The following is a 26702-nucleotide window of genomic DNA, read 5'->3' as shown; positions in this document are numbered from 1 at the left end:
GGTAGAGGAGTACGGCAACGGCGAGATCATCTTCATCGAGACCAAAGCGACGAACGGCAAGGCCGGCAGGACCGGCGTCAAAGAGCTGCCCCGCTCGCAGCGTCCCGACGCGATATTCGCAGCCAACGATCTCGTCGCCCTCGGCGTGCTGCAGGCGCTGACCCTCCGAGGCGTCCGCGTGCCCGATGACATCGCGATCGTCGGCTGCGACAACATCGGCTTCGCGTCGTCGGCGGCGATCCCGCTCACCTCCGTGCGGCAGCCGGCGCATCAGATAGGCTCGACCGCCGCGACGATGCTGCTGGAGGTCATCGCCAACCCTCCCGGCTCGGCGGTGCGCCACGTCACCCTTGAGCCGGAGCTCGTGGTCCGCCGCTCTACCGTCGCCTGAACCGCTGCCACCTCACTCACCCTCAGCGCGACCCGCTCAGCTCAGATCGCTGACTAGCGACCGGAACCAGGCGTGCGATGGGTCCTCGTGTCGACTGGGGTGCCACCAGAACGCCGTCTTGAGCGCCTCGAGCTCGAACGGCCCGGGTATCTCCCGCACCCCCATGGCGTCGCCGAACTCCTCGATGAGACGACGTCCCACCACGGCGACCCGATCGGTGCCGCGCAGGAAGAAGGGCATCGCCATGGAGCCGGCCACCCTGACGTCGATCCTCGGTCGCACTCCAGCGGCGAGGACCTGGTGCATGCCCCGGACCAAGTCCCCGTCCCCGACCGTCGCGACGAGCCACGGGCGACGGTCCAAGTCGTCGATGGTAAGACGAGCCGTTGGATCGCTTGCCGCGACCGCGAAGACCCACTGATCCTCCAGCACGTCGATGCTTTCCATGCCCGACACCCATCCGTGCGGGAGAAACACCCCGTCGACCGACTCCAGGAGGCTCTCTGCCGCCTGGTGGTCGCGCCTCGACCCGTGGGGGTCGAGGATCCTCAGGGTCGTGAGAGGTGCGTCCTCCGCCATCCGTCGGCGCAGTCCCGGAAGAAGAAGCGCTCCCACGACCTCGCCGCACACCACGGTGAACTCCTGCGCCGATTCCGGGTCGAAGGTCGTACGCGCGCTAACGACACGGCCCAGACCTTGCACGGCGTCGACCAGCGCCGGCCGGAGCTGGCGGGCGAGGGGGGTCAGGTCGTACTGCCCGCGATGTCGCACAAGGAGCTCATCACCGTAGTGCCGGCGCAGTCGCCCCAACGCGGCACTCATCACGGACTGACTGACGCCAATGGCCTCGGCGGCTCTCGAGACGTTGCGCTCTCGCAGCAAGGCGTCGAACGAGTACAGCAAGTTCAAGTCCAGTCGCCTGAACTGCAGTTGGTCCATGATTCACCTCTCCTCGTTCAAGACCACGTGCGAGACGCGTCGCGATGGCTGTAGCCCGATGCGCGAGGCGGTGGCCCCCGAGCCGTGTTCGCCCGGGAGCCACCGCTCTCGACTATGCCGTCACTTGGTGGTGACGGTCACATAGGTGCCTTTGATCCACCTCAGCTTCCCTCCGGACGAGATCTGGTACCAGTCATTCTTGGCACCCTTGCGATCGACCTTCTTGACGACAGTCCACGACTTGCCCTTCTTCGCCGTGGCCACGGTCTTGGACTTCGACGACGCCTTGGCCTTGAGCGGCGCCCTCTTCGACTTCACGGTGACTCTCGTGGTCGTGCTGACGGTCAGCGTCGCCGGGGCGGACGCGACCGAGCCTCCGATGTTCTCGAAGATCGCGCGGTACTGCGTGCCCGAGGCACCCGCCTTCACCCCGGCCACGGTCAGGACCGACACGCCGTTGGCCAGCTGGCCACCCGGGACGTCCTGCCAAGCACCGCCAGGGCGGGCACTCTGCCAACGGACCGTCGGCGGCGGCGAACCGTTGGCACTGGCGGTGAAGGACGTCGTCTTACCGGTCTTCACGGTCACGCTCGCGGGCTGCTGCCCGATCGTCGGTGCCACAGGGTCTGACTGGTCGTACACCGTCACGGAGGCGTACGGGTCGAAGGTGAAGGGTCCGAGGACGCCTGTCTCCTGGGTCAGCTGACCTGTGCCGCCGGCCGTCACCGCGTTGCGCAGCGTCGTCCGGAAGACGATCTTGATCGCGTTCTTCCCGCCCTTCAGCGCTGATGACACGTCCCATCGGACGTCGGAGCTGATGGCCTGCCCGATGCGCTGGTCGTTGACGAACAGCTCGGCGGTGCCACCCGAGATCCTGCCCAGGGTCAGGTACACGCCCTTGCCGTCGCCCTTCCAGTCGTCGGGCACCGTGACGGTTCCGTTGTAGGTTCCGACGCCGGAGACTCCCGCCAGGCTCTTGATGCTCTTCCACCCGTACAGCTGGTTGAAGAACGTGGTGAGCGGCTGAGTCGGCAGCGTAGTGATCCCGTCCTTCGTGTAGGAGTCCACCGAGATGGACCAGTCGAACGGACCGGTGTTCGCCTGTGTCTTCTCGACGGGGTTCGCCACCACCTTCTTGGTGGTCCCGTCGCTCAGCTTGATCGTGCGTGTGCCGGCCTGCGCCGTCTTGAGCTTGATCGTGCCGACGCCGAACTCGAACCTGTCGTCGGAGTTGCTGGAGGACACCACGTGCAGCGGCGCCACCTTGGTGCTGTCGAGTGCGTAGACCGCCGTCTCCTTGGCGCCGAGGGTCGTCGGGATGACGGTCCTGCCGTTCTCCGCGCTGAACAGTCCGACGTTTTCGATGTCACCCGAGGCGAGGTCGAGCTTCTGCGGAAGACCCGTGCCCTCGAAGGACGGCGAGAAGTCGATCTTGTCGTTCGTCGGGTTGTACATGTACGCGTAGGTCACCCCGTCGATCTGGCGCAGCTGCGTCAGGACGTGCGAGTTACTCTTCCACCCCACGCGCGGGTTCATGCCGGCCTCGTCGAGAGCGTCGGCCACATCCGCCTGGGTCGCGACCTTGACGGAGCTCGGTGAGGCGAGCGCCGAGGCGATGAGGTCCTTGACCTTCTGGTCACCGGTGGCGCCCGACTTCAGGCTGGTGGCGGTCGTCGGCGTCTGGCCGACGAAGACCACCTTCACGCCGCTGTCGGCCGCCTTCTTGATGGCTTCCGCCGTCTCGACCGGGACCGACCGCTCGTCGACGACCAGTGCTCGGTACCCCGGGCCCTTGGCGAACAGCTGACCCTGGCTGATGGCGCCGTCCTCGGCCAGACCCTCGGGGTCGATGTACTCGAGCGTGTAGCCGCGCTTCTCGAGCCTGATGCCGTCGAACTGGCGGGCGTCCTGCGCGCCGTCGTCGGTCGCGGTCCGGGCTGCGGTGGTCAGGAAGTCGGTCGAGCTCCTCAGCACCACCACGTCGGCCTTGGCCGTTCCGGTCTCGAGCACCATGTTGCCGCGCGACCAGTACTTCGTGAGGGTCTTGAAGGAGGACCACTGCGGGAACGTGAGGTCGTTCCAGCTCTCGGTCGTCGTGTCGCCGAAGCGTGCGGCACCCGGCCACGCGGTGCCGGTCGGGTACGCCGAGCCGCCCGACTGGTACGAGAAGCCGTGGACGACGGGCATGGTGAAACCGGCTGCCCACTCCTTGTCCATCATCTCCTTGTAGTCGCCGATCGTCACCATGCGCGTGTAGTCGCGCTGGGCTCCCAGCTCGGTCGACACGCGGTTCGTCCCGCCCTGGTGGGCACCGGAGGAGACGAAGCGCTGCCAGTCGAGTGCCTGTCGCCAGCCGTAGTTCTTGATGTTGACCGGGAACCGGTCGCCGGAGTTGTACGACTCGCCCTCGACGCGTCCTCCCATCTCGGCCAGCTCGCGCGCGCTGCGGATCGCGTCGAGGTCCTGCCCGAAGGCAGCCTGCGCCTTGTACGTCATGTCGTACTTCTTCGCCCAGTCGACAAAGACGCCCATGCGCTCGATGTAGAGGTCTGTGAGCAGCTTGTAGTAGTCGTTGCGCACCTTCTCGCCCTCGCCGTCGTCGAGGTCGAAGTCAGCCGTCGGCGCCGTGGTCGGGACCCAGTAGCGGCTCATGCCGTGCTGGAACATGAAGGGGAGGTACGTCGTCATCGAGTACCCGAAGCGCTTCTCGAACTCGCGCTGGAAGTCCTCGGACCAGAACAGGGAGTCGGCGTTGAGCTCGAGGGAGTCCTCGAACATCGAGTCACCGACGTCGCCCAGCAGGGACGAGTTGTCGACACCGTCGGCCTGCTTGCCGTTGCCCACCTGATACTCGTCGAGGTACTCCGAGGCCTTGGCCGCGCCGTCCTTCGCGAAGGCGGAGGTGACGGGCTTGACCGCGTCGCGCTCCCAGTACGTGAAGAGCATCCAGTCGTCGCCGTCGGGCGGCGTCCACGTGATCGTTCCGTCGGTGCCGATCGAGGACGTGAGGTCCACGAGCGACCCCGCCTCGAGGACGGTCGACTTGCTCGGGCTCTTGATCGGCGTGCCGAAGCGGGGCCGCTCCGCCTGCGGCAGGAGGGTGGCTGCGTCGTGGCGGGTCTTCACCTTGGCGGCCGAGGCGCCGACGAGCTTGACGCCAGTCATGGTTCGACCCGAGGTCGGATCGTCCAGAGCCTTGGGAGCGGCGCCGTTGAAGGGCGCCCCACCCTTGAGCTCTGTGTACCCGTACTGCAGCTCCTTCTGGACGTAGGGCGTCCCGGTGCTGGTGTTCGGCGTCTGCACGGGCCACGCTGCGCCCATCGTCATCGAGACGTCGATGCCGAGCTTTCGTGCCAGGGCGAGCGCGGCTCGCAGGTTCGCGCGCTGGGCCTCATTGGCCCAGCCGCCGGTCGTGAACGCGATCTCGACGGCACCGAAGCCTTGGTCTGCGATCGCCTGGAGCTCGCGCTCCGTCTCTGCCACCGACAGCGTCGCGGTCCACCACCAACGGATCGAAGGCTTGAACTTCTGGGACGGGTCCTTGAACTGCGCCGCCGTGATCGAGCCGGCCTCGGCCGTCGATACTGCCGGCGCTGCCGAGCTGGGAAGGCTCGCAGCCGAGCCGAACAGGGGGATGACGAGGCCTGCGGCGCATGCCGCCGCTGCCAGGCGTAGAGGCCTGGACTGCCTCCTTTTTGCTTCTCGCACGTGTACTCCTGAGTGAGTGCATGACCGGCGAACCTTCGACCGGTACACACAACCGCTCGAGATGAATCGATTCAACCGCTGATAGTCGTGCGAGCGTAGGTTTGTGACAGCAGTCACGTCAACAGTCGTCACCTTCGTCGGATCACGCACCCCGCCGGGCGCATCGACCGAGCCCGGCACTGGCGTGGCAGCAAGATAACGCTGTTATTTCAGGAGGCAGGCGGTCTTTCGATCCGCCCGGTTCCGCCCGGACGCGGCGCCAACACCCTTTGACGGAAGGAGATCACCTTTGGCGATAGCGAACATCGGCAGATCGAATACCTGGACCTCGGGCGTCCGACCAGGTCATGCCTGGTGCACACCGTGCTGCTTCGGGGCAGGACGAGGCCGAGGCACTTGCCGGCGGCTCGGTTTGTCACATCCGAACACGCCGTTAGCAGGCCAGGACGGCCCGCTGACGTTGCGAGTGGAACACAGGTCGGCTTCTGCGGTCTGCCGTCAGATGACTGCGTCGGTCAGACCGTCCGGGGTGCCGAAGCGGTGGGCCGTGATGCTGACGGACTGCTCCTTCAAGAACGGCAGCAGCTCTAGGCGCCCGAACTCGGTGGCCGGGTGATCGAAGACGGCCAGCTCGACCCGACCGTTCGTCGACCGCGCCAGCTCGGCCGCTGATCCTCCGATGAGGCGAACTCTGCCGACAGCGCCACTCGCGGCCCTGATGCTCCACTCCTTGTCGCTTTCGTGGCGGACAGTCACGCCGACGGCTTCGAGCGCCCCCTCCAGCGATGGTGGAAGAGGTGCCTGGGTAGAGACAGTGAACTGCGCGCGAGCACGCAGACCGGCGCCGACGACTCGCAGGAGGTCGCTCACGACGCCGCCGGAGCCCAGTCGCACGTCCACCTCTGCCGGCAGGTAGCGGAACACCTTGCGTTCAGCGAACAGCGCGCTGACGTCGCGTACCTGCCCCAGGCCACGCGCCCATGCCTGCTCGTCCGCGCAGAAGGACCGCTCGATCCGGTCCAAGTCAGCCCTAGGGAGCCGAAGCTCATGCGCCGCGCCCAGCATTTGTGCCACGGGCCTGTCCAAGACGACTTCGTCGTCGACCGCCGATGCGGACGCCTGCCACGACCCGAGCCCAAGGAGGTAGTTGGGGCCACCAGCCTTGAAACCGGCACTGTAAGCGCTAGTTAGAGCTCGGACTTCTCGCCCTCGGACGACGCCGAGCTCGGCGGCATGGTCGGGAAGCTCGCCAGCACCTCGCCCATGCCGCCACCACCACCACCAAATGGGACCTCACGTCACCACCGAAGGCCGTCAGACACGTCGCAGTCGACGACCGCGGGCACCTCCGCGAGTACCACCCCGACGGGACCGTCACCGACCTGCCGGACATCTCTTGACCTGACTTTCCACAGGCTTACTCACACCTGTTGATCGAACGCCTGTTCTACCCTGAGTGGGTGGGCATGAACCGATCGCGACGCGACACCTGGCCGCCCTACCAACCCACACGGCACGTCCTAGTCCGCCGGACCGACTACCGGTACGCCCGCCCGTGGCAAGGCTTCATCATCAACTGGAAGCTCACCGGCAAGCACTGGGAAGCACTGGTCGTCTTCGCTGACGACACCCAGGACGGGACACCCGTTGTCCACAGATGGTTCCCCGCCGACCGACTGCGGCCATGCCACCCCAACCCCAACACACCCCGAGACGACCCGTACTGACCCGCCGATCCTGGCCACCACCACGAGACCCAGCGCCAGCTTCGTCAAGCGGGATGCTCGACGGCGCGGGGCCCGGGCGCTCTGTCATCGCCAGAGCGCCACCACTGCTCACGACGGCACAGCCACGGTTGCCGTGGATCACCTCGTGAGAAGCAAAGAGTGCGACACCCCGAAGGGACCCGGTCTGCAGCCGGGGCCCTTCCCATCTCAACTGGCCGGGTCCACTACTAAGCGGAGTACGGCCTGACGCTCTGCCACGGGCAGCGGGTGCATCAGCAGGCCCTCGATGGCGAAGACCCCGAGGCGGGTCTTGGGCTGGACGGCCGACTCCGCGACGCCTGACTGCCTGAGGCCGTCGGCGAGGATGTCGTTGGTCAGCGCGTGGAAGCCGTCGTGCCATTCCTCGACGACCGGTGAGGTTGTGGCCAGCGCGTGGACGGTCGTGACGAGCTTCGCGTGCTGCTCGAGCTTGTCCACGACCCAGAGCAGACGGTCGAGCAAAAGCGCCTCGGCCTGCTCGTCGATGCCGGCCAGCGCCTCGGCGAGGAGATGGTCCAGGACCGCGACCAGCAGGGCTTCCTTACTGTCGAAGTACCAGTAGATCGTGGTGGTCGTGACCCCGGCAGCCTTCGCGACGCTGACGAGGGACGTCTTCTCGAAGCCGACATCGGTGAACAGTGTCGCTGCGGCCGCGACGATCTCCGCAGACTTCTCCTCGCGGTCGCGAGGTCGGCGGTTTCGAGGCACACGTCACTCTATCTTGCACGTCGATCAAGATGGACGTAGCTTCTTGATCAGCATTCAAGAAAGTAGACGCGCCTTGAAGGAGACGACAGATGACTGCGACACCCGACGTCACGTACACGTTCGTTGAGGAGTCATTTTCCTCCCACGGCGTACGCTGCGCAGCTCGCGTCTACCGGCCGACAACCGGGGGCAGCGCATGCCCCGTGGTGGTGATGGCGCATGGGTTCGGCTCGGTGCGGGCGCTGCGGCTGTACGCCTACGCCGAACGTTTCGCGGCGGCCGGCTACGTCGTGGTGGTCTTCGACTACCGCGGCTTCGGTGACAGCGAGGGTGAACCGCGCCAGGTGCTGAGCATTCGCAGGCAGCACGAGGACTGGCGCGCCGCCCTGGCCTACGCCCGAGCACTGGACGATGTCGACCCGCGCAAGGTCGTGGCTTGGGGGACGTCGTTCGCCGGCGGCCACGTCATCTCCTTGGCGGGACAGGGTGAGCCCCTCGCCGCGATCGTCGCGCAGGTTCCTCACGTCAGCGGACCCGCGGCCGTCCGGTCAACCGGGTTGAAGGCGGCCCTGAAGGTCTCGGTGCTCGGAGTCGTCGACCTAGTGGGATCGTGGCTGGGCCGCGCTCCCATGCTGGTCGACAGCGTCAACGATCCTGGCCGCGTCGGAATGATGACGTCGCCGGACGCCCGCCCGGGCATGCTCGCCCTCATCCGTGAGTCCGGCCTGACCGACGGTGACTACCCGCAGACGGTTGCCGCGCGCATCGCCCTGAGCATCGGCACCTACTCGCCAAAGCGGTGGGCCGCCCGCATCCAGTGCCCTGCCCTCGTCCAGATCGTCACGCACGACACCATCACGCCCCGCCCGGTCGCAGAGGCCGCCGCCGCGAAGATCCCCCGTTCCACGGTCAAGGTCTACGAGGGCGGTCACTTCGACCCCTACGTCGACCCGCTGTTCGAGACCGTCGTCGCCGACCAGCTCGAGTTCCTCACTCGCAACGTCGCCCCGATCCCCGCCTGACGAAGGAGAACCATGAGCACCACCACCCGCACCGCCCTCATCACCGGCGCCTCCGCTGGCATCGGTGCCGCGTTCGCCCGAACCCTCGCCGCCGACGGGCTCGACCTCGTGCTGGTCGCCCGACGCAAGCAACGGTTAGACGAGCTGGCCCAGGAGCTGACCACCGCCCACGGGATCCGCTGCGAGGTCTTTCCCGCAGACCTCGGCGACCCCGCTGCACCGAAGGCGATCGCGGCTTTCGCGGCCGAGCGTGGTCTGGCTGTCGACGTGCTCATCAACAACGCCGGCCTGTCGGGCAACGACACCTTCGCCGACACCTCCTGGGAATCGCTGGCCGGTGAGATCCAGGTGATGGTGACCGCCGTGACCGAGCTGTCCCACCTCTTCGTCCCGGGCATGAAGAGCCGCGCGTGGGGCCGGATCGTGAACGTCTCCTCGCTGGCCGCCTTCGCACCGCCCGGCGAGAGCCTGCTGTACACCGGCATCAAGAGCTACGTCCTGAACATGTCCCAGGCACTCGACATGGAGCTGAAGCCCCACGGCATACACGTCACCGCCCTGTGCCCCGGCTTCACCCGCAGCGAGTTCCACGACGCCATGGGTAGCCGGGACGCCGCCTCCAAACTGCCCGCCGCCCTGTGGCAGGACGCCAACGACGTCGCGCAGACCGGATGGGCAGCCGTGAACGCGGGCAAGCCGGTGTGCGTCCCCGGCGCGATCAACAAGGTCCTGTCGCACGCGATGCGTCCCGTGCCGTTCCGCGCCCAGTACCTGATGGGCAAGAACCTCAATCCGCTCGCACACTGAGAGGCACGCCATGACATCCCTGCTGAAGACCGAACGAACTGGACGCGTCCAGACCATCTGGTTCGACAACCCGCCGTTCAACTTCCTCACCACCGCCCTGATGACCGAGCTCCACGAACTGCTCATGTCCCTCGATGACGACCCCGAGATCGGCGCGGTCGTCATCACCAGTGCGATGGAGAACGTCTTCGTCAGCCACTTCGACGTCGCGGAGATCCTGGCCAGCGCCCAGGCGGCTCCCGTCACACTCACCCCCCGCACAGCCAGCGCCGCCCTGCGCGCCAGCCAGGTAGCCGACCAACTGCCCGGAGGAGCGACTGCCCTGGCCCGCATGGGAGCAGGAGGTGTGGCCGACCTGCGACGGTTCCATGCCGTGTGCGCCCTGATGCGACAGTCCAGCCTCGTCGTCGTTGCCGCAATCAACGGGCGGGCTCTAGGTGGCGGGTGCGAGTTCTCGCTGTCCGCGGACATCCGGCTGATGGCCGACGGCGAGCACGGCATCGGGCAACCCGAAGTCCTGCTCGGCCTGATCCCGGGCGGTGGTGGGACGCAGATGCTGACCCGGGTCGTCGGCGCGGGTCGCGCCCTTGAGCTGTGCCTGGAAGGCGCCCCCATCACCCCGCATCAGGCGCTCGAGATGGGCCTGGTCAACCGACTGCTGCCCAAGCAGGACCTGCTGGCCGAGGCCCAAGCAGTGGCGGCCCGTCTGGCTCGCCGCTCGCCGACAGCAGTCAAGGCCATCAAGAGAGCCGTCCACGAGGGCGGTTCGCTCCCCCTAGAACATGGCCTGCACATCGAGCGGTCCGGCTTCCTCGCGTCCGCGTCTACTACCTCCTCGCAGCGGGCGATGGCTTCCTACGCGGCCGCCGTCGTAGCTGCCGGCACTGAACCGGACGCCATGGACTCCTTCGTCACCGACCTCCTGCCCCAGCTCATCGAAGGAACCGTCACCGAGTTCTCCGACTGAGCGCACGCGAGCACGACCTCGTCCCGTACCGCTCGACCTGGCTCATCCGACAGCCGCCGGCACGCCAGCGGAACACGAGCTACCCAGGCGCCAGCAGCCTTTAGAACGGAGTCACGGCGAGCTTGCGGGGCGGCGTGCGCCTAGGTGCGTGACAGCTGAGCCTCGACTGTGGTCGCGCCACGCCTTCCGCCACGCACGCCCAGAGGGTCGGCGCCGGCGAGCAGCCGTGCACGGATGGCGGCCGCCTCCCTGATCCGGAACCAAGCTTCCACTGACAACTGCACCGAGGCAGCATGAACGTCGCGGCCGTCCGCCGCAGGACTCTGTGACGACCCGCCTGCTGCGGCAGGAGCGTCGCACCGGCGTGGTGTGCTCGTGCCAGCCACCGGGAGGCTGACGTGGAGGACGGTTGGACTCGGGACGGCAGAGCTGTTTTCGTCGAGGTCGGTGACCGGCGCCGGTGCCGGTGCCGGGAGCTTGTTCGGGACGGTGTGGACGGGGCCGGCGGCACCGATGACGTCGGTGGGCCGGTAGATGACGACTGCCGAGCTAAACGCAGCGCTGTTCTTAGCGTCTCCGAACTTGAGGCGGCCGCGGACGTAGCGAACTTCGGCGCCGGTAGACAGGACGAGGTCGTGCCACCAGGCCGAGTCGGCTCGGACCGGCACCAGGCAGACGACCGTGGCGCCGCCGGTCTGAGCGGCGTGGAGCGCGGCTTCCATCCAGGCTCGGATGCCTCGGCCGTAGGGCGGGTTGCACCAGATGGTCTGGCCTGCGGCGTCGGCGGCCCAGTCCCCGGCAAGTCCGTCGCGGAAGTTGGGGTTGTCGTGGTCGAGGGCGTAGAACACGGGCGCCTTGTGGTTGGCCTTGGAGGAGCAGACGTCGAGCGCGAAGTTGAACTCGGCGTCGAGGCGGTCGTAGAAGTCTTGCGGGGTGGGCCAGTTGTCGGTGGCCGAGGAGTACAGAGCGGTACGAGTAGACATGGGTCGTCCTTGAGGGCGCTTGCTCCCATGCGCCGCGGTGGCCATAGGGCAGCTCTCGCCGTGGGAGCCTGTGGCTCCTCTGCGGCGGTGCTGGGGCGTCCTGCCGGGTGGCAGTCGCCGCACCCCGTTGAGGTGTCTCTGCGGGGTGCGATGGCGACCGTGCGCACCAAACCACGTACACTCGGTTTTCCGGTACAACTTTTTTGGCACTGAAATGGCGGGTGGAAATGGTCCGTCATGTTGGTGGCGAACCGGGCACGTGGGCTGCGCCCCGCGGGACCAGGCACGCCGACGGGACGTGGCGGTGGACGCTGCAGGAGCGGCCTTCTGCCCAGGCCGAGGATGACCACTGGGCAGTTGAGAACTACCGGTACTTGATGCGCAACATGGACCTGCAGCGCCGCTTCCAGGGCATGACGATGCGCCAGCTTGCGAAGGCAGCTGGCTTGTCGCTGGGGGTGACGTCAGATGCGCTGACTGGCAGCTGCTGGCCGCGTTGGAACACGATAGAGGCTCTCGCGGAGGCTCTCGGTCACAAGCTACGGATCGGCAACATCGACTCCCCTCCCCTGTACGAGCTGCCGTTCATGGTCAGCGACCGGGGACGGACCCTGTCGTCGGTGGCTCGGGAGATAGGTGTTCGACCGGACACACTGCTGGAGATGACCCGAGGAGACCGATCACCGTCCGCCGCAACGGTCTTGGCCCTGACGGAATGGTGCGACGAGACCATGGATCTGGACCGTGTGCGTCAGCCCTAGCGGCCCTTCCAAGCGGCAGTCATCGACCGTGACAGCCGGCCGGCAAGCCGTGGGGCAGGGTTGGGCAAGCGTGGCGAGTCCCTCTACGCTCGCTGAACTCGTCGGATGACCCGGCGGCTCCTGCTGCGGCGGCTCTAGCGGTTAGCGCTTGACGGAGCGCGTGTACCCGGAGTGGCTCGGGTAGTAGTCGTTCTCGGGCGAGGGGTACGTCGTCTGCTCGTAGTCGTCCTCGTCGAAGTGGCTAAACACGGTTGTGCGGATGTTGACGCGCACGGACTTGGGGTTGCCCAGGCAGCCCTTCTTGTGCTTGATCTTGATGCCGAAGACGCCGTCGGACGGGGAGAACGTCTCGCGGACTGTCTTAGCGCACTTGGTGGCCTTGGCGACGTTGTACCAGACCTTGGAGTGCTGCTCCGTGCCCTTGTTGACTGGTACGAAGTACGCCTCGCCGGGGTAGGACACGAACCACAGGTACTCGGGTCCGGACTTCTTACGGTCGGTGTCCAGGTAGATGCGGGTCGCGCCGATGGCGCGCATCTCCGGCTGTTCGTGAGGGATGCGGACAGTGACGGTCGTGCTCTTCTTCGTGTTGGCGACCTTCACCGTGGAGATGTCCGCGATGCCGTCCTGACTGGTGTCGCCGACCGTGTCGGCGAAGGTGCGGGCGCCGGCGTGGGCGGGGGTGGTCGCGAGAATGAGGATGGCGGTCGTGACGCCGATGATGGTGCGGGTGGCGGTGCGCTTCACGGGTACTCCTGCGACGGATGGTGACTGATGGTCACCATAGCCGTGGGACTCCCGCAACGTGAGCGTTCTTCGGCACCCGATCGCTTGCTGACGGGGTTCTCGCGGACCACTCCCGGGGGCACTGACCTACAGCGACGGCATGCATACCGGTCGGCGACGTTAGGCGACGGATGCGAGAGAGCCCCGTTGAACAGCCTCGTCGGCGGTGGCCTTGTCGAACTCGCCGCCACCCACACCGACACCCCGGGCCAACATCGAGTGCAGGCCCAGCGCGGCCCAGATGAAGTTGGAAGCAGCACTCGGCCAGGCGCCATACAGCCCGCTCGCAGTTCCCGCCAGCAACCCTCCAACGAGGTTGAGGAGGGCGTACCTCCGCGAGGTTGACGTCAGACGTCCACGCCACAGCAGACCGTAAGCGGCGAGTGTGCCGGCCGTCCCCAGCCAGCCGAGCAGTGCGGCAGTCATCTCCCTCTTCCTTCGTGTCCCGACCAATTCTGCCGACCCGACGACTTCAGCACAATTGCACTCTGGTTTAGATGACGGTTAGCATTGCTTCACATGGACGTGGACCCAAAACGGCTTGGCGCGTTGCTCGCAGTCGCTCGCAACGGCGGAGTCGTTGCGGCTGCCGACGAGCTCCGGGTATCGCCGTCAGCCATCTCCCAGCAGCTGACCAAGCTGGAGCTAGAGGTTGGCCAAGCGCTGGTTCACAGGACCACGCGTGGGACGACCCTGACGTCGGCGGGCCTCACGATGGCCCAAGCTGCCGAGGACATCGAACGCGTCATGGCGGCCGCACTGCTCGCTGTTGACCGGCCCGCCGGACCCGATGGGACGATGCGCATCGGGGCATTCACCAGCTTCCTGCGCTCCGTTCTCGTGCCGAGCCTGGCTGACTGGAGGGCCAGGTTCCCGCACATCCGGGTGGGGCTCGTCGAAGACGACCTGCCGCAGCTCAGCAAGCTCCTGCGCCGCGGAGAGCTCGACGTCCTGGTCGTGGAGCTAGACGCCTCCGGCGACCCACCGGACCTTCCCCCAGGAGTGATCGAGGAACCCCTGCTGGACGAGCCGTGGCGGCTTGTCGTGCCGGCCGGAACCGTCCTTCGAGACGACGGCATCGACCTCGACCGCCTGGCTGTGCCCTGGCTCGGGGTCGACGAGACGTCGGCAAGTTCTGCCGCGTCAAGCAGGCTGCGGCGTGGCAGCGGCTCGGCGCCAGAAACCTTGCACCGGTACTACGAGACAACGACCGCGCTCGCGCTCGTGGCAGCCGGAGAGGGCATGGCTCTCGTGCCCGCCTTGGCCCTCGGCGAGGCCGTGCCGGAGGGCGTCGATGTTCTTGACCTGCACGGGTTGGGCACTCGCCGCATCGTCATGCGGAGTACCAAGAAGCGCACCAACGATGCGATGGTCAGGGCGGCGCGAGAGCTGATCCACGAGGCCGTCGCTACCGTCGACCTTGAGGGCCGCAGTACCCAGGTCGACTGAACTGGCTGCCCCCTGACCGGTCGAGCTGCCCCGCGCCGCCACTTACTGCGCCGTGTACCCGCCGTCTACGGGAATGGAGGCGCCGGTGATGTAGGCCGCCTCGTCAGGTGCCAAGAAGCTGACGGCTGCTGCGACGTCGGAAGGCATTGCCAGACGCGCCATGGGGATCGCTTCGAGCACCTCGCGTTCGCTGTGCGCTGGGTCAGGTTGATCGCGCAACCATGCCTCGTACAGCGGCGTTCGTGTCATGCCCGGCGCGACGGCGTTGACCCTGATGCCGCGCGGCGCGAGCTCTACCGCCGCCGCCGTCGTCAAAGCCTTGAGCGCCCCCTTCGTTGCCGAGTACACGGCCATCGACGGCACACCGATGGACGCCAGACGTGATGTCACATTGACGACGGATCCACCGCGGTCCATCCGTTGCGCGCACTGTTGGAGGACGGCGATCGCGGAGATGCTGTTGACCTCGAAGACCTTTCTGACATCTGCCACCGAAACAGCGAGAAGGTCGTCCGTGTGGTCCAGTGCGGCGTTGTTGACCAGGACGTCGAGGCGGCCGAACTTGTCGATCGCTGCGTCTGCCAGCGCATCGGCCGCACCGTCCTCAGTCAGATCGAACGGAACGAACATGCTGCGAGCGCCGAGGGCACGAACGACTTCTTGCCCGCGCGTTTGGTCGCGCCCGGTGACAAGCACGTCCAGGCCATCGCTGACCAGGCGACGGGCAATGGCTTCGCCGATGCCGGAAGTCGACCCAGTCACGACTGCTGCTCGTCTACTCACCACTCCACTTCACTTCCCTCGTCTGGGCTTGACCACCTCCACGGGCCAGCGCGTCCCTACCACCCTGACCAGGACGCTACCCACGGTCCAGGTGCGTCGGGAGTGGTCCGCCGATCACCAGCCGCGCTCGGCCAACCTGTGGGGCTCGGGGATGTCGTCGACGTTGATGCCGACCATCGCCTCGCCCAGACCGCGCGAGACCTTGGCGATCACGTCGGGGTCGTCGTAGAACGTCGTGGCCTTGACGACCGCGGCCGCGCGCTCGGCCGGGTTGCCGGACTTGAAGATGCCCGAGCCGACGAACACGCCCTCGGCGCCCAGCTGCATCATCATCGCCGCGTCGGCCGGGGTCGCGATGCCGCCGGCCGTGAACAGCACCACGGGCAACTTGCCCGCCTCGGCGACCTCCTTGACCAGGTCGTACGGGGCCTGCAGCTCCTTGGCCGCGACGTACAGCTCGTCCTCGGACAGCGACTGCAGGCGGCGGATCTCGCCACCGATCTTACGCATGTGACCCGTCGCGTTCGACACGTCGCCCGTGCCGGCCTCGCCCTTGGAGCGGATCATCGCCGCGCCCTCGGTGATGCGACGCAGCGCCTCGCCCAAGTGCGTGGCACCGCAGACGAACGGGACGGTGAAGTTCCACTTGTCGATGTGGTTGACGTAGTCGGCCGGGGTCAGCACCTCGGACTCGTCGATGTAGTCGACGCCCAGACTCTGCAGCACCTGCGCCTCGACGAAGTGGCCGATGCGGGCCTTGGCCATCACCGGGATCGAGACCTCGGCCACGATGCCGTCGATCAGGTCGGGGTCGGACATGCGCGCCACGCCGCCCTGCGAGCGGATGTCGGCCGGAACCCGCTCGAGCGCCATGACAGCCACCGCACCGGCGTCCTCGGCGATCCGCGCCTGCTCGGCGTTCACGACATCCATGATCACGCCGCCCTTGAGCATCTCGGCCATGCCGCGCTTCACGCGTGACGTACCGGTGCCGACTGACGTTGCTTCGTTGGTCACTGCGGTGTCCTCACAGAATGTTGGCGCATAGCTACCTAGTTGACGCAGGCTGTCCGGCCGCCACGATGTCACGCAACTGGCGAGTGAGACCCTGGGCATCCAGTCCGTACGTGGCTAGGAGCCCTTCGTAAGTTCCCGTGATCACGTGCTGGTGCGGCAACCCAATCGCGTCGTGCCGCACCCTGAGCGGCCCGAGGCACTCTGAAACCGCCGCGGAAAGACCGCCCCGGTCGTAGTGCTCCTCGACCGTGATCACGTGGCCGGTGCGCGTCGCAGACTCGATGATGAGCTCGGAGTCCACCGGCTCAACGGTCGGCATGCAGAGCAGATCGACCGTCAGCCCTTCTGCTCGCAGCGCGTCGACCGCCGTGATGGTGTTTGCCGTCGCAGGCCCGGTGCTGACCACCGTGGCGTAGTCGCCCGAGCGGTGAACCCGTCCCTTGCCGATGACGAAGGGGCCTTCGGCAAACAGGTTCGGGATCGCGGGCCCACCTATGCGCATGTAGACGGGGCCCTCGTGTGTGAGCATGGCCCTGGCGGCTGCCCTGATCTCTCCGGGGTCTTGCGGGGAAAGGACCACCACGCCGGGGAGCATCCGGATGATGGCGTAGTCCTCGAGCGAGTAGTGGGTCGGCCCGAGGTCGGAGTACGTCATCCCGCCGTTTCGCCCGACGATCTTGACGTTCTGGCCCATGTACGCGACGTCGTTGCGGAAGGCTTCGTAGTTGCGGTTCGTCACGAACGCCGCGATGGCGGCGAAGACCGGGACAAGTCCGGTGGTCGCCAGACCTGAGGCGACGCCGGTGGCGCCGTGCTCCTGGATGCCGAACTCCATGTAGCGCCCCGGGAACCGGTCACGAAACGTACCGAAACCGGAGGACACTCCGCTGTCGGCGGACAGCACGACCACACGAGAGTCGTCTGCCGCGAACTCGGTGACCGCCTGGCCAAACGTCTTGCGAGGGTCGACGAGCTCAGGTGCGGCGGTCATCGGGCGACCGCCTGAAGGCTGAGTAGCTGAATGCGCGCGCGGATCTCCGCCTCGGCCTCAGCCATCTCAGCCGCAGCAGGTTTCCAGTAGTGAGAAGCTGCGGTGTCCTCCAAGATACTGACACCCTTCGCCTTCGTCGTCTTCGCAACGACCGCCGTGGGGCTGCTCGAGTCACGGTCCACCTCGGCGAGAACACCCTGGATCTGCTCGACGTCGTTGCCGTCGATGGTGCGGACCTTCCACCCGAAGGCTGCGAACTTGTCGGCGATCGGCTCCATGTTCATGACGTCCGCGGTGCGTCCGCTGATCTGCAGGTCGTTGACGTCGACGAACGCCACCACGTTGCCGAGCTGGTGGTGCGCGGCCATCGCCGCGCCTTCCCAGTTGGACCCTTCCGGGAGCTCCCCATCGCCCAGCACCACGAACACCCTGCTGCGGCGTTCCTGCAGCCTGAGGCCGAGTGCGATGCCGCAAGCGATCGAGAGCCCGTGGCCCAGGGCGCCGGTGTTCGCCTCGACACCAGGCAGCTTGTGCATGTCCGGGTGCCCCGCGAGACGACTGCCGAGGTCGGAGTAGGTGTCAACCCACGGCTCCGGGAAGTAGCCCCGTCGGGCCAGCACTGCGTACTGCGCGAGGGCCTTGTGCCCGGCCGACAGGATGAACCGGTCGCGGTCCGGTCGAGTGGGTTCGAGCGGGTCGATGTCCATCTCGTCGAAGTAGAGCGTCGTCAAGATGTCGACGCACGACAGAGCCCCGCCGACGTGACCGGAGCGTCCGCCCCTCAGCATCCTGAGGATGAGTAGACGGGCCTCCTCGGCTTCAATCCGGAGATCCTGCGGCGCCAGCCTCCTCACGTGGAGACCTCGTACTTGTACATCTCGGCCAGCTTGGGCGCACTGCGCGGTGACTCGACATACGTCGCGCCCAAGTAGGTCGCCAGGATGCGCTTCGCGGACTCCACACCCGTCACCTGGGAGCCCAGGGCGATCATGTTGGCGTTGTTGCTGAGCTGGGCGCGCTCTGCCTGGTAGGCGTCAGTGACCAGTGCACAGTAGGCGCCCTTGACCTTGTTCGACGCGATGGAGACGCCGATGCCCGTCCCGCACAGGACGACGGCGCGATCGATGTCTCCTCTTACGACGCTCTCGGCGACGCGGACGGCCGTGTTGGAGTACAGCGGATCATCTGAGCCGAAGTCCTTGACCTCGTGGCCGAGCTCGACCGCGTAGTCGGCGAGGGTCTGCTTGAGGTCTTGCGCGTTCGGGTCGCAGCCGAGTCCGATGAGCATGACGTTCCTGTTCTGTGCAGTGTTGGTGAGGCGGGGCCTCTGCGTGACGTGCACGGAGGACGACACGTCACGCAGAGGGGATCAGAAGATGCGAACCGGGATGTGGGCCGGCGCTTCGAGCAGGGACCGGATCTCGTCGTCGAGCTTGACGAGGGTCAAGGAGGTCCCGACCATGTCGAGCGCTGTGCAGTACGAGCCGACGTAGTTTCGTCCGATGGAGATGCCCTTCTCGGCGAGGCGCGCGTGGGCGATCCCGTACAGGAGGTAGAGCTCGCTGATCGGCGTGCCGCCGAGGCCGTTGACCATCAGTGCGACGTCGTCGCCGGACGAGAACGGGAGATCCGGGACGATGGCCTCCAGCAGCTCATCGACGATCTCGTTCGCGGAGGTCATCTTGGTCCGCCGGCGGCCCGGCTCGCCGTGGATGCCGACGCCGACCTCCATCTCGTCGTCGCCGATGTCGAACAGCGGCGTCCCCTTCGCGGGCGGGGTGCAGGCCGTCAACGCGACACCCATGGTGCGGGTGGCGGCGTTGACCTTCTCGCCGATGCGGACGATCTCGTCCAGGTCTGCGCCGCCTGCTGCCGCGGCACCGACGGCCTTGATGACGAAGAAGTTGCCGGCCACGCCCCGTCGGCCGATCGTGTAAAGCGAGTCCTCGACGGCCACGTCGTCGTTGATGAACAGGGTGCGGACCTTGATGCCCTCGGCGTCGGCCAGCTCCTCAGCCATCTCGAACGCCATCTTGTCGCCCGTGTAGTTGTTGACCAGGAGAAGTACGCCCTTGTCACTCGCGAGACGTCGAGCCGCTTCGAGCACGTACTCCGTCGGAGGTGCTGCGAAGACGTCGCCGGGACAGGCGCCGTCGAGCATGCCTTCACCGACGAGCATGACGTGAGCAGGCTCGTGGCCTGATCCGGATCCCTGGATGATGGAGACGCGGTCCTGGTTGGGGGCGTCGGCTCGCAGGATCAGGTTGTACTCAGGCACGTACGTGAGGGTGTCCGGGTTGGCGAGCGCGAGTCCCTGCAGCATCTCGGGCACGAAAGCCTGGGGGTCGTTGATGAACTTCTTCATGCTGGTTCCTTCGGTCTTGACGGGGCGGTTGGGTAGGCGGTCAGGCCCAGGAGTCGACGATGTGCTCGGCAAGCACGGCCATGGCGATGGCGCCCGGGTCGGGAGAACCAATGCTTCGATCGCCGGTGTACGAGGCGCGGCCTCGCCGTGCCGTCAGGGTGCTGGTTGCCTCGGCCGACTCGCGAGCGACCTTGGCCGCCCGCTCGGCGATCGCCCGGGGCTCCGCGTTCTCCGCAACGCCTTCGCGGATCTCGTCGTTGAGCGGCACGAGGGCGTCGAGCAGGGTCTTGTCGCCCACCTCGGCTCCGCCGCGCTTCTTGATGCCGGCGATGGCGCCGTCCAGCATGGCGACCACGTCCGCGCCCTCCAGCGACTGCTTGGACTTGATGGCGGTGGCGGCCCGGAGGAAAGCTGTTCCCCAGATCGGCCCTGAGGTGCCGCCGATGCGACTGCTCATCGTCATCGCGACGCCCTGCAGGAAGGTGGAGAGGTCGGAACGGTCGTAGCTTTCCCAGTCCTCGAGGACTTTCTCAAACCCCCGAGCGAGGGAGTAGCCAAAGTCTCCGTCACCGAAGACGGAGTCGAGATCGCAGAAGTACTGCTCGTTGGCCACGCAGGTTGTTGCGATGGTCTTGACGGTGTTCTCGAGCCGGGTCGTCCCGGTCGCGCTCGCGCTGTAGTTCATGGTCACCTACCGGGTGTTGAGTTGGACGAGAAGGCGGCTGCCCTCACGCGGATGAGGTCGTCGAGTCCCACGTGGCCGACGATCGCGACGCCGTGGGGCGAGTCGATGACGACCGTCGCGTCTGCCGGGTAGTCGCCCAGAGAGCTAACGACAAGAGCTGCACCCGAGAAGTCCTCGTCAGCGGTGTAGCTGCTCTGGGTGACGACGGTGACTAGTCCAGCCGCCAGAGCCGCGGTCAGGCCGACGTGGCTGTCCTCGACGACGAGAGCCTGCGTCGGCGACGCGTCGAGCTTCCTCAGCGCCAGCTGATAGATGTCCGGTGCAGGCTTCTTGGCCGCGACGACGTCTCCGGCGAATACCGAGAACTGCTTGGAAAGATCGGCGCCGACGACGTGCTCGAGCACAGCTCGCACCGACTCTTCGGCTGACGTCGAAGCGACGGCAAGCCCCCATCCCGCGTCGTGCGCCTTCGCGACGAGGCGCGCGACTCCGGGCCGTCCGGGCAGGCGGCCGGCTCGGACCATGTCGGTGTAGCGCGCGGTCTTGTACTTGTGCCAGGACAGGACGACATCGCGCTGCTGCTGCGGGTCGGTGGGGAGCCCTGCTTCCTTCACAAGCTCGGGGGTCAGGACGGAGGCGAGGCGCTCCTTGCCGCCGCCGATCTTCAGAAGCTCGGCGTAGTCGTCCTGGCTCCATCGGATGGGTGCTCCGAAATGCTCGAAAGTCTCGTTGAAGGCCGGAAGATGTCCATCTCTCTCCGTGTCGGCGAGGACGCCGTCGCAGTCGAAGATGAGGAAGTCCGAGGTCATGGCTGCATCGCCTTCGCCGCGGCTTCGGCGCGACCGGCCGCGCCGAACGCGTCGATGTGCGCGACGATCTCTGACCGGACAGCGTCCGAGACAGTCCTGAACATCGCCGGCGGGTCCCAGCGGTCCGTGCGACGGGCCTCGTCCAGGTGCGCGGCGGCGGCCCGCATGTAGGACATCTTCACGGCGGTCGAGATGTTGATCTTGGAGACGCCGGCGGAGATGAAGGACTGGAACTCCTGGTCGGACAGACCAGTTCCACCGTGCAGAACGATGGGCTTGTCGGTCAGAGCGGCCAGGGCCGTGACTCGTTCCGGCAGCAACGTCGGCTTGGCCGTGAACATGCCGTGGCTCGTTCCGAGCTGCGGCGCCAGCAGGTCGGCTCCTGTACGTTCGGCCACCTCTGCGAGCTGCTCGACGCTGTAGGCGTGCTGCGCTTCATCGGACCCGACGCCGTCTTCGACGCCGAGGATGTTCTCGATCTCCGACTCGATGTCGACGCCGGCGGCGTGGGCTGCCGTGACGACCTCAGTCGTCTCTCGCTCCGCAGTGGCAAGGTCGCGGTCGGAGGCGTCGAACAGGATAGACGACCAACCCGCCGCGATGACTTCCTCGACGACGGCGCGGTCTGGGCAGTGGTCGAGGTGAAGGGCCAACGGAACGGAAGCATCCCGGGTCAGGGCTCGGAACGTGTCGGTGAGGAGGCCCGTGCCGACGGAGCGTGTCGTCTTGACCGACACCTGGACGATGAGCGGCGCTGATCGCAGTTCGGCGGCCTCGACAACGGCTCGCATACCGATCTCATCGAAAACGTTGACGGCCGGGACGGCGTATCCGTGGTCTCTGGCGACCCGGGTCAGGGTGGCTGTTGACACCTGCATCTGTTGGCTCCTCGGTGGTTCTGGTCGTAGCGAGCATTGTGTCGCGGCTCACAACTGGCACTTCACCGTACCTGTATAGACAGGCTTGTACAAGTACGTTGAGGTACAGATGTCCTAGGCTTGTCTGATGGAGGAACCCGTGACCGAGACTCTCGACCGCGACTCAGCGATTCCGCTGTACCAGCAGCTCGAGGAGATCCTGTACGCCAAGATCACCGGCGGAGAGTGGGTCCCCAACCAGCGCGTGCCGTCCGAGAACGAGATGAACCGGATCTACGGGCTCAGCCGCATGACGGTGCGAGGCGTCCTGAGCAAGATGGCAACCGAGGGGCTGCTCGTGAGGGTCCCTGGCAAGGGCACGTACGTCGCGCCTCCGAAGATCACGGCGCGGTCGCCTGCTTACAAGGGTGTGCGCGAACAGCTCGAGGCTCAGGGGTACGCCATCTCGACGACGCTGGTGTCGGTCGAGACCACTGCTGCTCCGCGCGCTGTCCGCGAGGGCCTTCGCCTGGAAGGCCAGGACGTAGTTGCCGTCGTCCGGCTTCGTTCGGCGAACGGCTCGCCCGTCAGCCTCCACCGGTCCTACGTCCCGGCGAACCTTGCTCCCGACCTCGCCGACCACGATCTCGTCGGACAGCAGCTGTGCGTGGTGCTGAAGGACCAGTACGCGCTGCCCATGGCTTCGGTGGCGGAGAACCTGGAGGCCGTCGCGGTCGAGGGCACTGACGCCACGCTGCTCGAGCTGAGACGTGGTGCGCCTGCCCTCATGCTCACCGACGTCATCTCCGATCCCACCGGTCGACCGTTCGAGTACTCGTCCATCGTCTTTCGAGGCGACACTGTCCGCCTCCAGTTCGACTACGAGCTCTAGGGCTCTCATGGCCGCAGCATGACCTTGATGGCGCGTCGTTCGTCCATGAGTGCGTATCCCTCGGCGGCATCAGCCAACGGCAGCTCCTTGTCAAAGACCCGTCCTGGCTGGATGGACCCTTCGAGCACTGCTGGCAGCAGATCTGCCATGTAGTCCCGGACTGTGCCCATGCCACCACGGACGCCGACGTTCGTGCGGAACATCGTCTGCACGGAGAGCTCCCCACCGGTGACTGGCACGCCGACGAAGCCCACGTTGCCTCCTGGACGCACCGACCTGATGGACTGCGTCATCGCCTCCACAGAACCGACGCACTCGAGTGCCATCTCCGGCCCGATCCCGTCGAACATCTCCTTCACCATCTCGATGGCTTCGTCACCTCGTTCAGCGACCACGTCCGTAGCGCCAAAGTCGCGCGCGAGCGCTTGTCGGTCGGGGTGACGCGACATCGCCACGATGCGCTCAGCACCCATCCGCTTGGCCGCGATGACGGCACACAGTCCAACAGCGCCGTCGCCGACCACGACCACGGTCGAGCCAGGTCGGACACCTGCCGAGATCGCCGCGTGGTGGCCGGTTCCCATGACGTCCGACAGCGCCAACAGGCCGGCCAGGTTAGTGTCGCTCGCAGCGCCGCTCGGCACGATAGTCAGTGTGCCGTCGGCGAAGGGGATGCGCACCGCCTCGGCCTGCGTCCCGTTGGCGTGGCCCTCGCCGGGGATCTCGGCGCCGAAGGTGCCGCCGTTCAGGCAGTGAGCGGTGAACCCAGAGCGACACACGGCACACGTGCCGTCGGCGATGTAGAACGGCGAAATGACGAAGTCGCCCGGACGGACGGCGCGGACGTTGGCGCCGACCTCTTCCACGACGCCGACGAACTCGTGCCCCATGCCGTGGTCGTGGGAGGGCTTGCGGAACCCTCGGTAGGTCCACAGATCGGAGCCGCACACGCAGGCGGCCGTTACCCTCACGATGGCGTCAAGTCCGCTCGCACCGGGACCGGTTAGGAGCTGCGGCTCATCTCGTTCCTCGACAGTGACCAGGCGGTCACCTCGCACGTGCACTGTCTTCATGGTCAGGCCTTCTGCTTCTTGACCTCGTCGGTCGCTTGGGGCAGGACGGTCTTGAGGTCGCCCACGACGCCGAAGTCGACGAGCTCGAAGATCGGCGCCTCGTCGTCCTTGTTGACCGCGACGATCGTCTTGGACGTCTGCATGCCGGCGCGGTGCTGGATCGCACCGGAGATGCCGTTGGCGACGTACAGCTGCGGCGAGACCGTCTTGCCGGTCTGGCCGACCTGGAAGCTGTGCGGGTACCAGCCCGAGTCGACCGCAGCACGCGACGCGCCGACCGCGGCGCCGAGGCTGTCGGCGAACGCCTCGACCTCGGTGAAGTCGCCACCGGTGCCACGACCACCCGAGACCACGATGGCGGCCTCGGTCAGCTCGGGACGGCCCGAGGCGGCCTTCTCCTTGGACGAGGTGATCTTGGCGCCCTTGGCGGCGTCGGTGATCTCGGCCGTCTTTGCCTCGACCGTGCCCGCACCGGCGGCGGCCTCGGGGGCCACGGAGTTGGGCTTGACCGAGATGACCGGCGCACCCTGCGTCACGTTGGACTTCACCGTGAAGTTGCCGGCGAAGACCGACTGCGTCGTGGTGACGGTGCCGCCGTCGGCCTGGACGTCGACCGCGTCGCCGATCCAGCCGGACTCGGTCTTCAGCGCCACGCGGGCGCTGATCTCCTTGCCCTCGGTGGACGAGCCGGTCAGCACCGCCGCGGGGCTGGTCTCCTTGACCAGCTGCGTNGATCTTCTCGGCGCCGTACTCGGCCAGCACGCCGGTGTCGGCGGAGCCGAAGACGACGGCCGACGGCTCGCCGATGCGGCGGGCGATCGTCAGCAGCTCGAGCGAGGGCTTGGTGACCTTGCCGTCGGGGGCGTCGATGAGAACGAGAACTTCAGTCATGTGACAGGACTTTCAGGTCGGTACGTGAAGGTGGTTGGCGAAGGGCGCTGCCACCGAGCTGTCGCTCGAGCGCGGCCCACGGCAGCGACTCGGTAGGGAGTGACGCCGTCGTTGAGGTGGTACCAGCGTCGAGCGTCCGTCGTGTGACGTCGATCTGGTATCGCGGGTAGAGGTGGCCGTTTCCGACTCGGATAGCCACGACCTTGCCCTCGCTGCGAAGGCGTGCCAGGCGTCGCGGAGACATGTCCGACATGAGGGCGCATGCTTCTTCGGCTGTGAGCAGCTCCTCGTACGTCAAGGCCGCGTACGCCTGGTCGCTGAGCTGTTCGCCCGCGTGCTTCAGCGCGATGGTCCTCGTCTTGTCGGACGCCATGTNCTCGACGAGCTTGGTGCCGCCGTCTCCCTCGTCGGTGACGATCTCGCCGGCCGTGCGCGGCGGTCGGGGCTCGTACGACTCGACCTTGGTCCAGGCGTTGTCGAGGCCGACGTTGCTCGCGTCGAGACCGAGGTCGGCCAGCGACCACTCCTCGACGGGCTTCTTCTTCGCGGCCATGATGCCCTTGAAGGACGGGTAGCGCGCCTCACCGGTCTGGTCGGTCACCGAGACCACGAGCTTGCCCGTGCCCTCGATCTCCTGCGTCGCGACGTCGCCGTCGCGGCGGATCTTGACCGTGTCGCCGTCGACCGTGATCTCCGAGGCGAACGTGACGGCCGGCAGGCCGAGGCGCTCGGCGACCAGCGTCGGGACGACGCCCAGACCGGCGTCGGTGGACGCCATGCCGAAGAACAGCAGGTCGTAGTCGCCGACCTTCTCGATGGCCTTGGCCAGGACCTCGGACGTCGCGAACGCGTCCGAGCCGTGGATCGCGTCGTCCTGCACGTGGATGCCCGAGTCGGCACCCATCTGCAGTGCCTTGCGCACCGCGTCGGCGGCCTGCTCGGGACCGACGGTCAGCACGACGACCTCGCCGTCACCGGCCTCGACCGTCTGCAGCGCCTGCTCGACCGCGTACTCGTCGAGCTCCGACAGCAGACCGTCCNGTCGGCCGTGGCGTCCGGGACATACTTCACAGCGACAACGATTTTGGTCACGAGGACCCTCCTACGGACTATCAGTCCAGTTGATGGGCAGCCCGGACCTCTGTGATCCCCGGACTGTCAGATGCGTTGGCTCGGCGGTCGCGAAGGACGGCTGGCCCGGGCGTCCGGGCGCAGCACGTCGTTCCGCGACCCGGTCAGAGCAGCGTGCTCAGGAATGTCTTGGTCTCGGGTGCCTGGGGGTTGTCGATGACCTGCGACGGCGGCCCGTCTTCGACGACCACTCCGTCGGCCATGAAGATGACGCGGTCGGCCACATTGCGCGCGAAGCCGACTTCGTGGGTGACGACCATCATCGTCATGCCTGTCGCCGCGAGGCGCTTCATCGCTTCGAGCACTTCCCCCACCAATTCTGGGTCGAGGGCGGAGGTGGGCTCGTCGAACAGCATCACCTTCGGCTGCATCATGAGTGCCCGAGCGATAGCGACACGCTGCTGCTGACCGCCCGAGAGCGTTCCCGGGTAGGCGTTCTCCTTCTCCAGCAGGCCTACGTCCTTGAGCAGAGCCCGCGCCTCACCAACCAGCTCGTCGCGGCCACGACCTTGCACCTTGCGCGGCGCTTCGATCAGGTTCTCCATGACCGTCATGTGCGGGAAGAGGTTGAACGACTGGAAGACCATCCCGACCGTCTGCCGCTGCTTGGCTGCATCGCCGGTCCGAAGCTCGTGGAGCTTGCCGCCCTTGGCGCGGTACCCCATGACGAAGCCGTCGACGACGACTGCGCCGGAGTCGGGCCGCTCGAGGTGGTTGACGCATCGCAGCAGCGTGCTCTTTCCCGACCCTGATCGTCCGAGGATGCAGACGACCTCGCCGCGTTCCACCTCGAGGTTGACGCCCTTGAGGACGTCCAGCCCGCCGAAGCTCTTGGTCAGGTCGACGACCCTCACGATGGGCTCACGGGGACTGTTGTTGCTCGACTCCATGGGAGCGGCTCCTGTCTGGTCGATCTCTGTG

At 66.7% G+C, this 26702-nt stretch carries 26 protein-coding genes and 2 pseudogenes; 7 read left to right on the top strand and 21 right to left on the bottom strand.

The window, feature by feature from the left end:
• Position 1: 1 nt before the first annotated feature.
• A pseudogene (locus ASD10_RS04690) lies at positions 2 to 391 on the top strand (substrate-binding domain-containing protein); the annotation flags it as partial.
• A 36-nt stretch (positions 392 to 427) separates the two neighbouring features.
• On the opposite strand, the gene ASD10_RS04685 reads toward ASD10_RS04690, so the two are convergent.
• The 4 genes from ASD10_RS04685 to ASD10_RS04670 all read right to left on the bottom strand — a co-directional run bounded on the left by ASD10_RS04685 (position 428) and on the right by ASD10_RS04670 (position 7512).
• On the bottom strand, positions 428 to 1330 hold the full coding sequence (locus tag ASD10_RS04685) for a LysR family transcriptional regulator (RefSeq protein WP_082556020.1): 903 nt from the start codon (positions 1328 to 1330) through the stop codon (positions 428 to 430).
• Between the two features lie 120 nt (positions 1331 to 1450).
• Entirely contained in the window at positions 1451 to 4813 is a 3363-nt protein-coding gene (locus ASD10_RS04680; RefSeq protein WP_056605357.1) for a glycosyl hydrolase, read from the bottom strand.
• A gap of 723 nt (positions 4814 to 5536) precedes the next feature.
• Entirely contained in the window at positions 5537 to 6061 is a 525-nt protein-coding gene (locus ASD10_RS04675; protein ID WP_157432458.1) for a hypothetical protein, read from the bottom strand.
• Positions 6062 to 6972: 911 nt separating this feature from the next.
• Positions 6973 to 7512, bottom strand: coding sequence for a TetR/AcrR family transcriptional regulator (locus tag ASD10_RS04670; RefSeq protein WP_056605351.1), 540 nt, complete (start codon positions 7510 to 7512; stop codon positions 6973 to 6975).
• An 89-nt stretch (positions 7513 to 7601) separates the two neighbouring features.
• Between ASD10_RS04670 and ASD10_RS04665 the strand changes: the two genes are divergently transcribed.
• From ASD10_RS04665 to ASD10_RS04655, 3 genes are read left to right on the top strand one after another with little or no spacing between them, the layout of a single operon-like run.
• Positions 7602 to 8534 (top strand): alpha/beta hydrolase, encoded by a 933-nt coding sequence (locus ASD10_RS04665; protein WP_056605347.1) that lies wholly within the window; start codon positions 7602 to 7604, stop codon positions 8532 to 8534.
• 12 nt (positions 8535 to 8546) lie between these two features.
• The gene (locus tag ASD10_RS04660) at positions 8547 to 9341 is read left to right on the top strand and encodes an SDR family oxidoreductase (protein ID WP_056605344.1); all 795 of its coding nucleotides are present in this window, start codon (positions 8547 to 8549) and stop codon (positions 9339 to 9341) included.
• Between the two features lie 10 nt (positions 9342 to 9351).
• Positions 9352 to 10308: an enoyl-CoA hydratase/isomerase family protein gene (locus ASD10_RS04655; RefSeq protein WP_056605341.1), complete on the top strand. Its 957-nt coding sequence runs from the start codon at positions 9352 to 9354 to the stop codon at positions 10306 to 10308.
• A gap of 140 nt (positions 10309 to 10448) precedes the next feature.
• Here the strand turns inward: ASD10_RS04655 and ASD10_RS18280 are convergent, their stop codons facing one another.
• Entirely contained in the window at positions 10449 to 11291 is an 843-nt protein-coding gene (locus ASD10_RS18280) for a DNA N-6-adenine-methyltransferase (RefSeq protein ID WP_082556019.1), read from the bottom strand.
• 377 nt (positions 11292 to 11668) lie between these two features.
• On the opposite strand from ASD10_RS18280, the gene ASD10_RS04645 reads away from it, so the two are divergent.
• A complete protein-coding gene (locus tag ASD10_RS04645; RefSeq protein ID WP_157432457.1) occupies positions 11669 to 12052 on the top strand; it encodes a helix-turn-helix transcriptional regulator in 384 nt (127 codons plus the stop codon).
• A 141-nt stretch (positions 12053 to 12193) separates the two neighbouring features.
• On the opposite strand, the gene ASD10_RS04640 is transcribed toward ASD10_RS04645, so the two are convergent.
• Positions 12194 to 12799 carry a hypothetical protein gene (locus ASD10_RS04640; protein WP_056605335.1) on the bottom strand — a complete coding sequence of 202 codons (606 nt, stop codon included), beginning with the start codon at positions 12797 to 12799 and terminating at the stop codon, positions 12194 to 12196.
• A 159-nt stretch (positions 12800 to 12958) separates the two neighbouring features.
• The gene (locus ASD10_RS04635; protein ID WP_056605332.1) at positions 12959 to 13264 is read right to left on the bottom strand and encodes a hypothetical protein; all 306 of its coding nucleotides are present in this window, start codon (positions 13262 to 13264) and stop codon (positions 12959 to 12961) included.
• Between the two features lie 93 nt (positions 13265 to 13357).
• Here ASD10_RS04635 and ASD10_RS04630 point away from each other — a divergent pair, with 93 nt between their 5' ends.
• Complete coding sequence (locus tag ASD10_RS04630) at positions 13358 to 14287, top strand: LysR family transcriptional regulator (protein WP_056605329.1); 930 nt, start codon at positions 13358 to 13360, stop codon at positions 14285 to 14287.
• A gap of 42 nt (positions 14288 to 14329) precedes the next feature.
• On the opposite strand, the gene ASD10_RS04625 is transcribed toward ASD10_RS04630, so the two are convergent.
• The 9 genes from ASD10_RS04625 to ASD10_RS04585 form a co-directional block, all read right to left on the bottom strand.
• A complete protein-coding gene (locus tag ASD10_RS04625) occupies positions 14330 to 15070 on the bottom strand; it encodes an SDR family NAD(P)-dependent oxidoreductase (RefSeq protein WP_082556253.1) in 741 nt (246 codons plus the stop codon).
• 114 nt (positions 15071 to 15184) lie between these two features.
• Complete coding sequence (gene pdxS, locus ASD10_RS04620; protein ID WP_056605323.1) at positions 15185 to 16087, bottom strand: pyridoxal 5'-phosphate synthase lyase subunit PdxS; 903 nt, start codon at positions 16085 to 16087, stop codon at positions 15185 to 15187.
• A gap of 31 nt (positions 16088 to 16118) precedes the next feature.
• Positions 16119 to 17078 (bottom strand): transketolase family protein, encoded by a 960-nt coding sequence (locus ASD10_RS04615; RefSeq protein ID WP_056605319.1) that lies wholly within the window; start codon positions 17076 to 17078, stop codon positions 16119 to 16121.
• Positions 17075 to 17932 carry a transketolase gene (locus ASD10_RS04610; RefSeq protein WP_056605317.1) on the bottom strand — a complete coding sequence of 286 codons (858 nt, stop codon included), beginning with the start codon at positions 17930 to 17932 and terminating at the stop codon, positions 17075 to 17077. Before ASD10_RS04610 ends, ASD10_RS04615 begins: the two co-directional genes overlap by 4 nt.
• Positions 17929 to 18366 carry an RpiB/LacA/LacB family sugar-phosphate isomerase gene (locus ASD10_RS04605; protein ID WP_056605314.1) on the bottom strand — a complete coding sequence of 146 codons (438 nt, stop codon included), beginning with the start codon at positions 18364 to 18366 and terminating at the stop codon, positions 17929 to 17931. Before ASD10_RS04605 ends, ASD10_RS04610 begins: the two co-directional genes overlap by 4 nt.
• 81 nt (positions 18367 to 18447) lie before the next feature.
• Positions 18448 to 19443 carry a dihydroxyacetone kinase subunit DhaK gene (gene dhaK, locus ASD10_RS04600; protein WP_056605311.1) on the bottom strand — a complete coding sequence of 332 codons (996 nt, stop codon included), beginning with the start codon at positions 19441 to 19443 and terminating at the stop codon, positions 18448 to 18450.
• A 40-nt stretch (positions 19444 to 19483) separates the two neighbouring features.
• The gene (gene dhaL, locus ASD10_RS04595; protein WP_056605308.1) at positions 19484 to 20128 is read right to left on the bottom strand and encodes a dihydroxyacetone kinase subunit DhaL; all 645 of its coding nucleotides are present in this window, start codon (positions 20126 to 20128) and stop codon (positions 19484 to 19486) included.
• Between the two features lie 2 nt (positions 20129 to 20130).
• On the bottom strand, positions 20131 to 20937 hold the full coding sequence (locus ASD10_RS04590; protein WP_056605305.1) for an HAD-IA family hydrolase: 807 nt from the start codon (positions 20935 to 20937) through the stop codon (positions 20131 to 20133).
• Complete coding sequence (locus tag ASD10_RS04585) at positions 20934 to 21815, bottom strand: class II fructose-bisphosphate aldolase (RefSeq protein ID WP_056605302.1); 882 nt, start codon at positions 21813 to 21815, stop codon at positions 20934 to 20936. Before ASD10_RS04585 ends, ASD10_RS04590 begins: the two co-directional genes overlap by 4 nt.
• A 127-nt stretch (positions 21816 to 21942) precedes the next feature.
• On the opposite strand from ASD10_RS04585, the gene ASD10_RS04580 reads away from it, so the two are divergent.
• Complete coding sequence (locus ASD10_RS04580) at positions 21943 to 22686, top strand: GntR family transcriptional regulator (RefSeq protein ID WP_056605300.1); 744 nt, start codon at positions 21943 to 21945, stop codon at positions 22684 to 22686.
• Between the two features lie 5 nt (positions 22687 to 22691).
• Here ASD10_RS04580 and ASD10_RS04575 read toward each other — a convergent pair whose 3' ends face one another.
• The 5 genes and pseudogenes from ASD10_RS04575 to ASD10_RS04560 form a co-directional block, all read right to left on the bottom strand.
• Positions 22692 to 23759: a zinc-binding dehydrogenase gene (locus ASD10_RS04575; RefSeq protein ID WP_056605297.1), complete on the bottom strand. Its 1068-nt coding sequence runs from the start codon at positions 23757 to 23759 to the stop codon at positions 22692 to 22694.
• 2 nt (positions 23760 to 23761) lie between these two features.
• A complete protein-coding gene (locus ASD10_RS04570; protein WP_369797577.1) occupies positions 23762 to 24457 on the bottom strand; it encodes an electron transfer flavoprotein subunit alpha/FixB family protein in 696 nt (231 codons plus the stop codon).
• Between the two features lie 34 nt (positions 24458 to 24491).
• Positions 24492 to 24650: pseudogene (locus ASD10_RS19295) on the bottom strand (electron transfer flavoprotein subunit alpha/FixB family protein); the annotation flags it as partial.
• A gap of 376 nt (positions 24651 to 25026) precedes the next feature.
• The coding region (locus ASD10_RS04565) for an electron transfer flavoprotein subunit beta/FixA family protein (protein WP_235501931.1) at positions 25027 to 25644 on the bottom strand (618 nt) is incomplete at its 3' end.
• A gap of 241 nt (positions 25645 to 25885) precedes the next feature.
• Positions 25886 to 26671 carry an amino acid ABC transporter ATP-binding protein gene (locus ASD10_RS04560; protein WP_056605293.1) on the bottom strand — a complete coding sequence of 262 codons (786 nt, stop codon included), beginning with the start codon at positions 26669 to 26671 and terminating at the stop codon, positions 25886 to 25888.
• Between the last annotated feature and the right edge of the window lie 31 nt (positions 26672 to 26702).

Origin of the sequence: Aeromicrobium sp. Root472D3 (assembly GCF_001426485.1) — a bacterium.
Taxonomy (GTDB): Bacteria; Actinomycetota; Actinomycetes; order Propionibacteriales; family Nocardioidaceae; genus Aeromicrobium.
The sequence above is the reverse complement of the archived record's forward strand: the minus strand, read 5'-3'. Positions and strand labels throughout refer to the sequence as shown.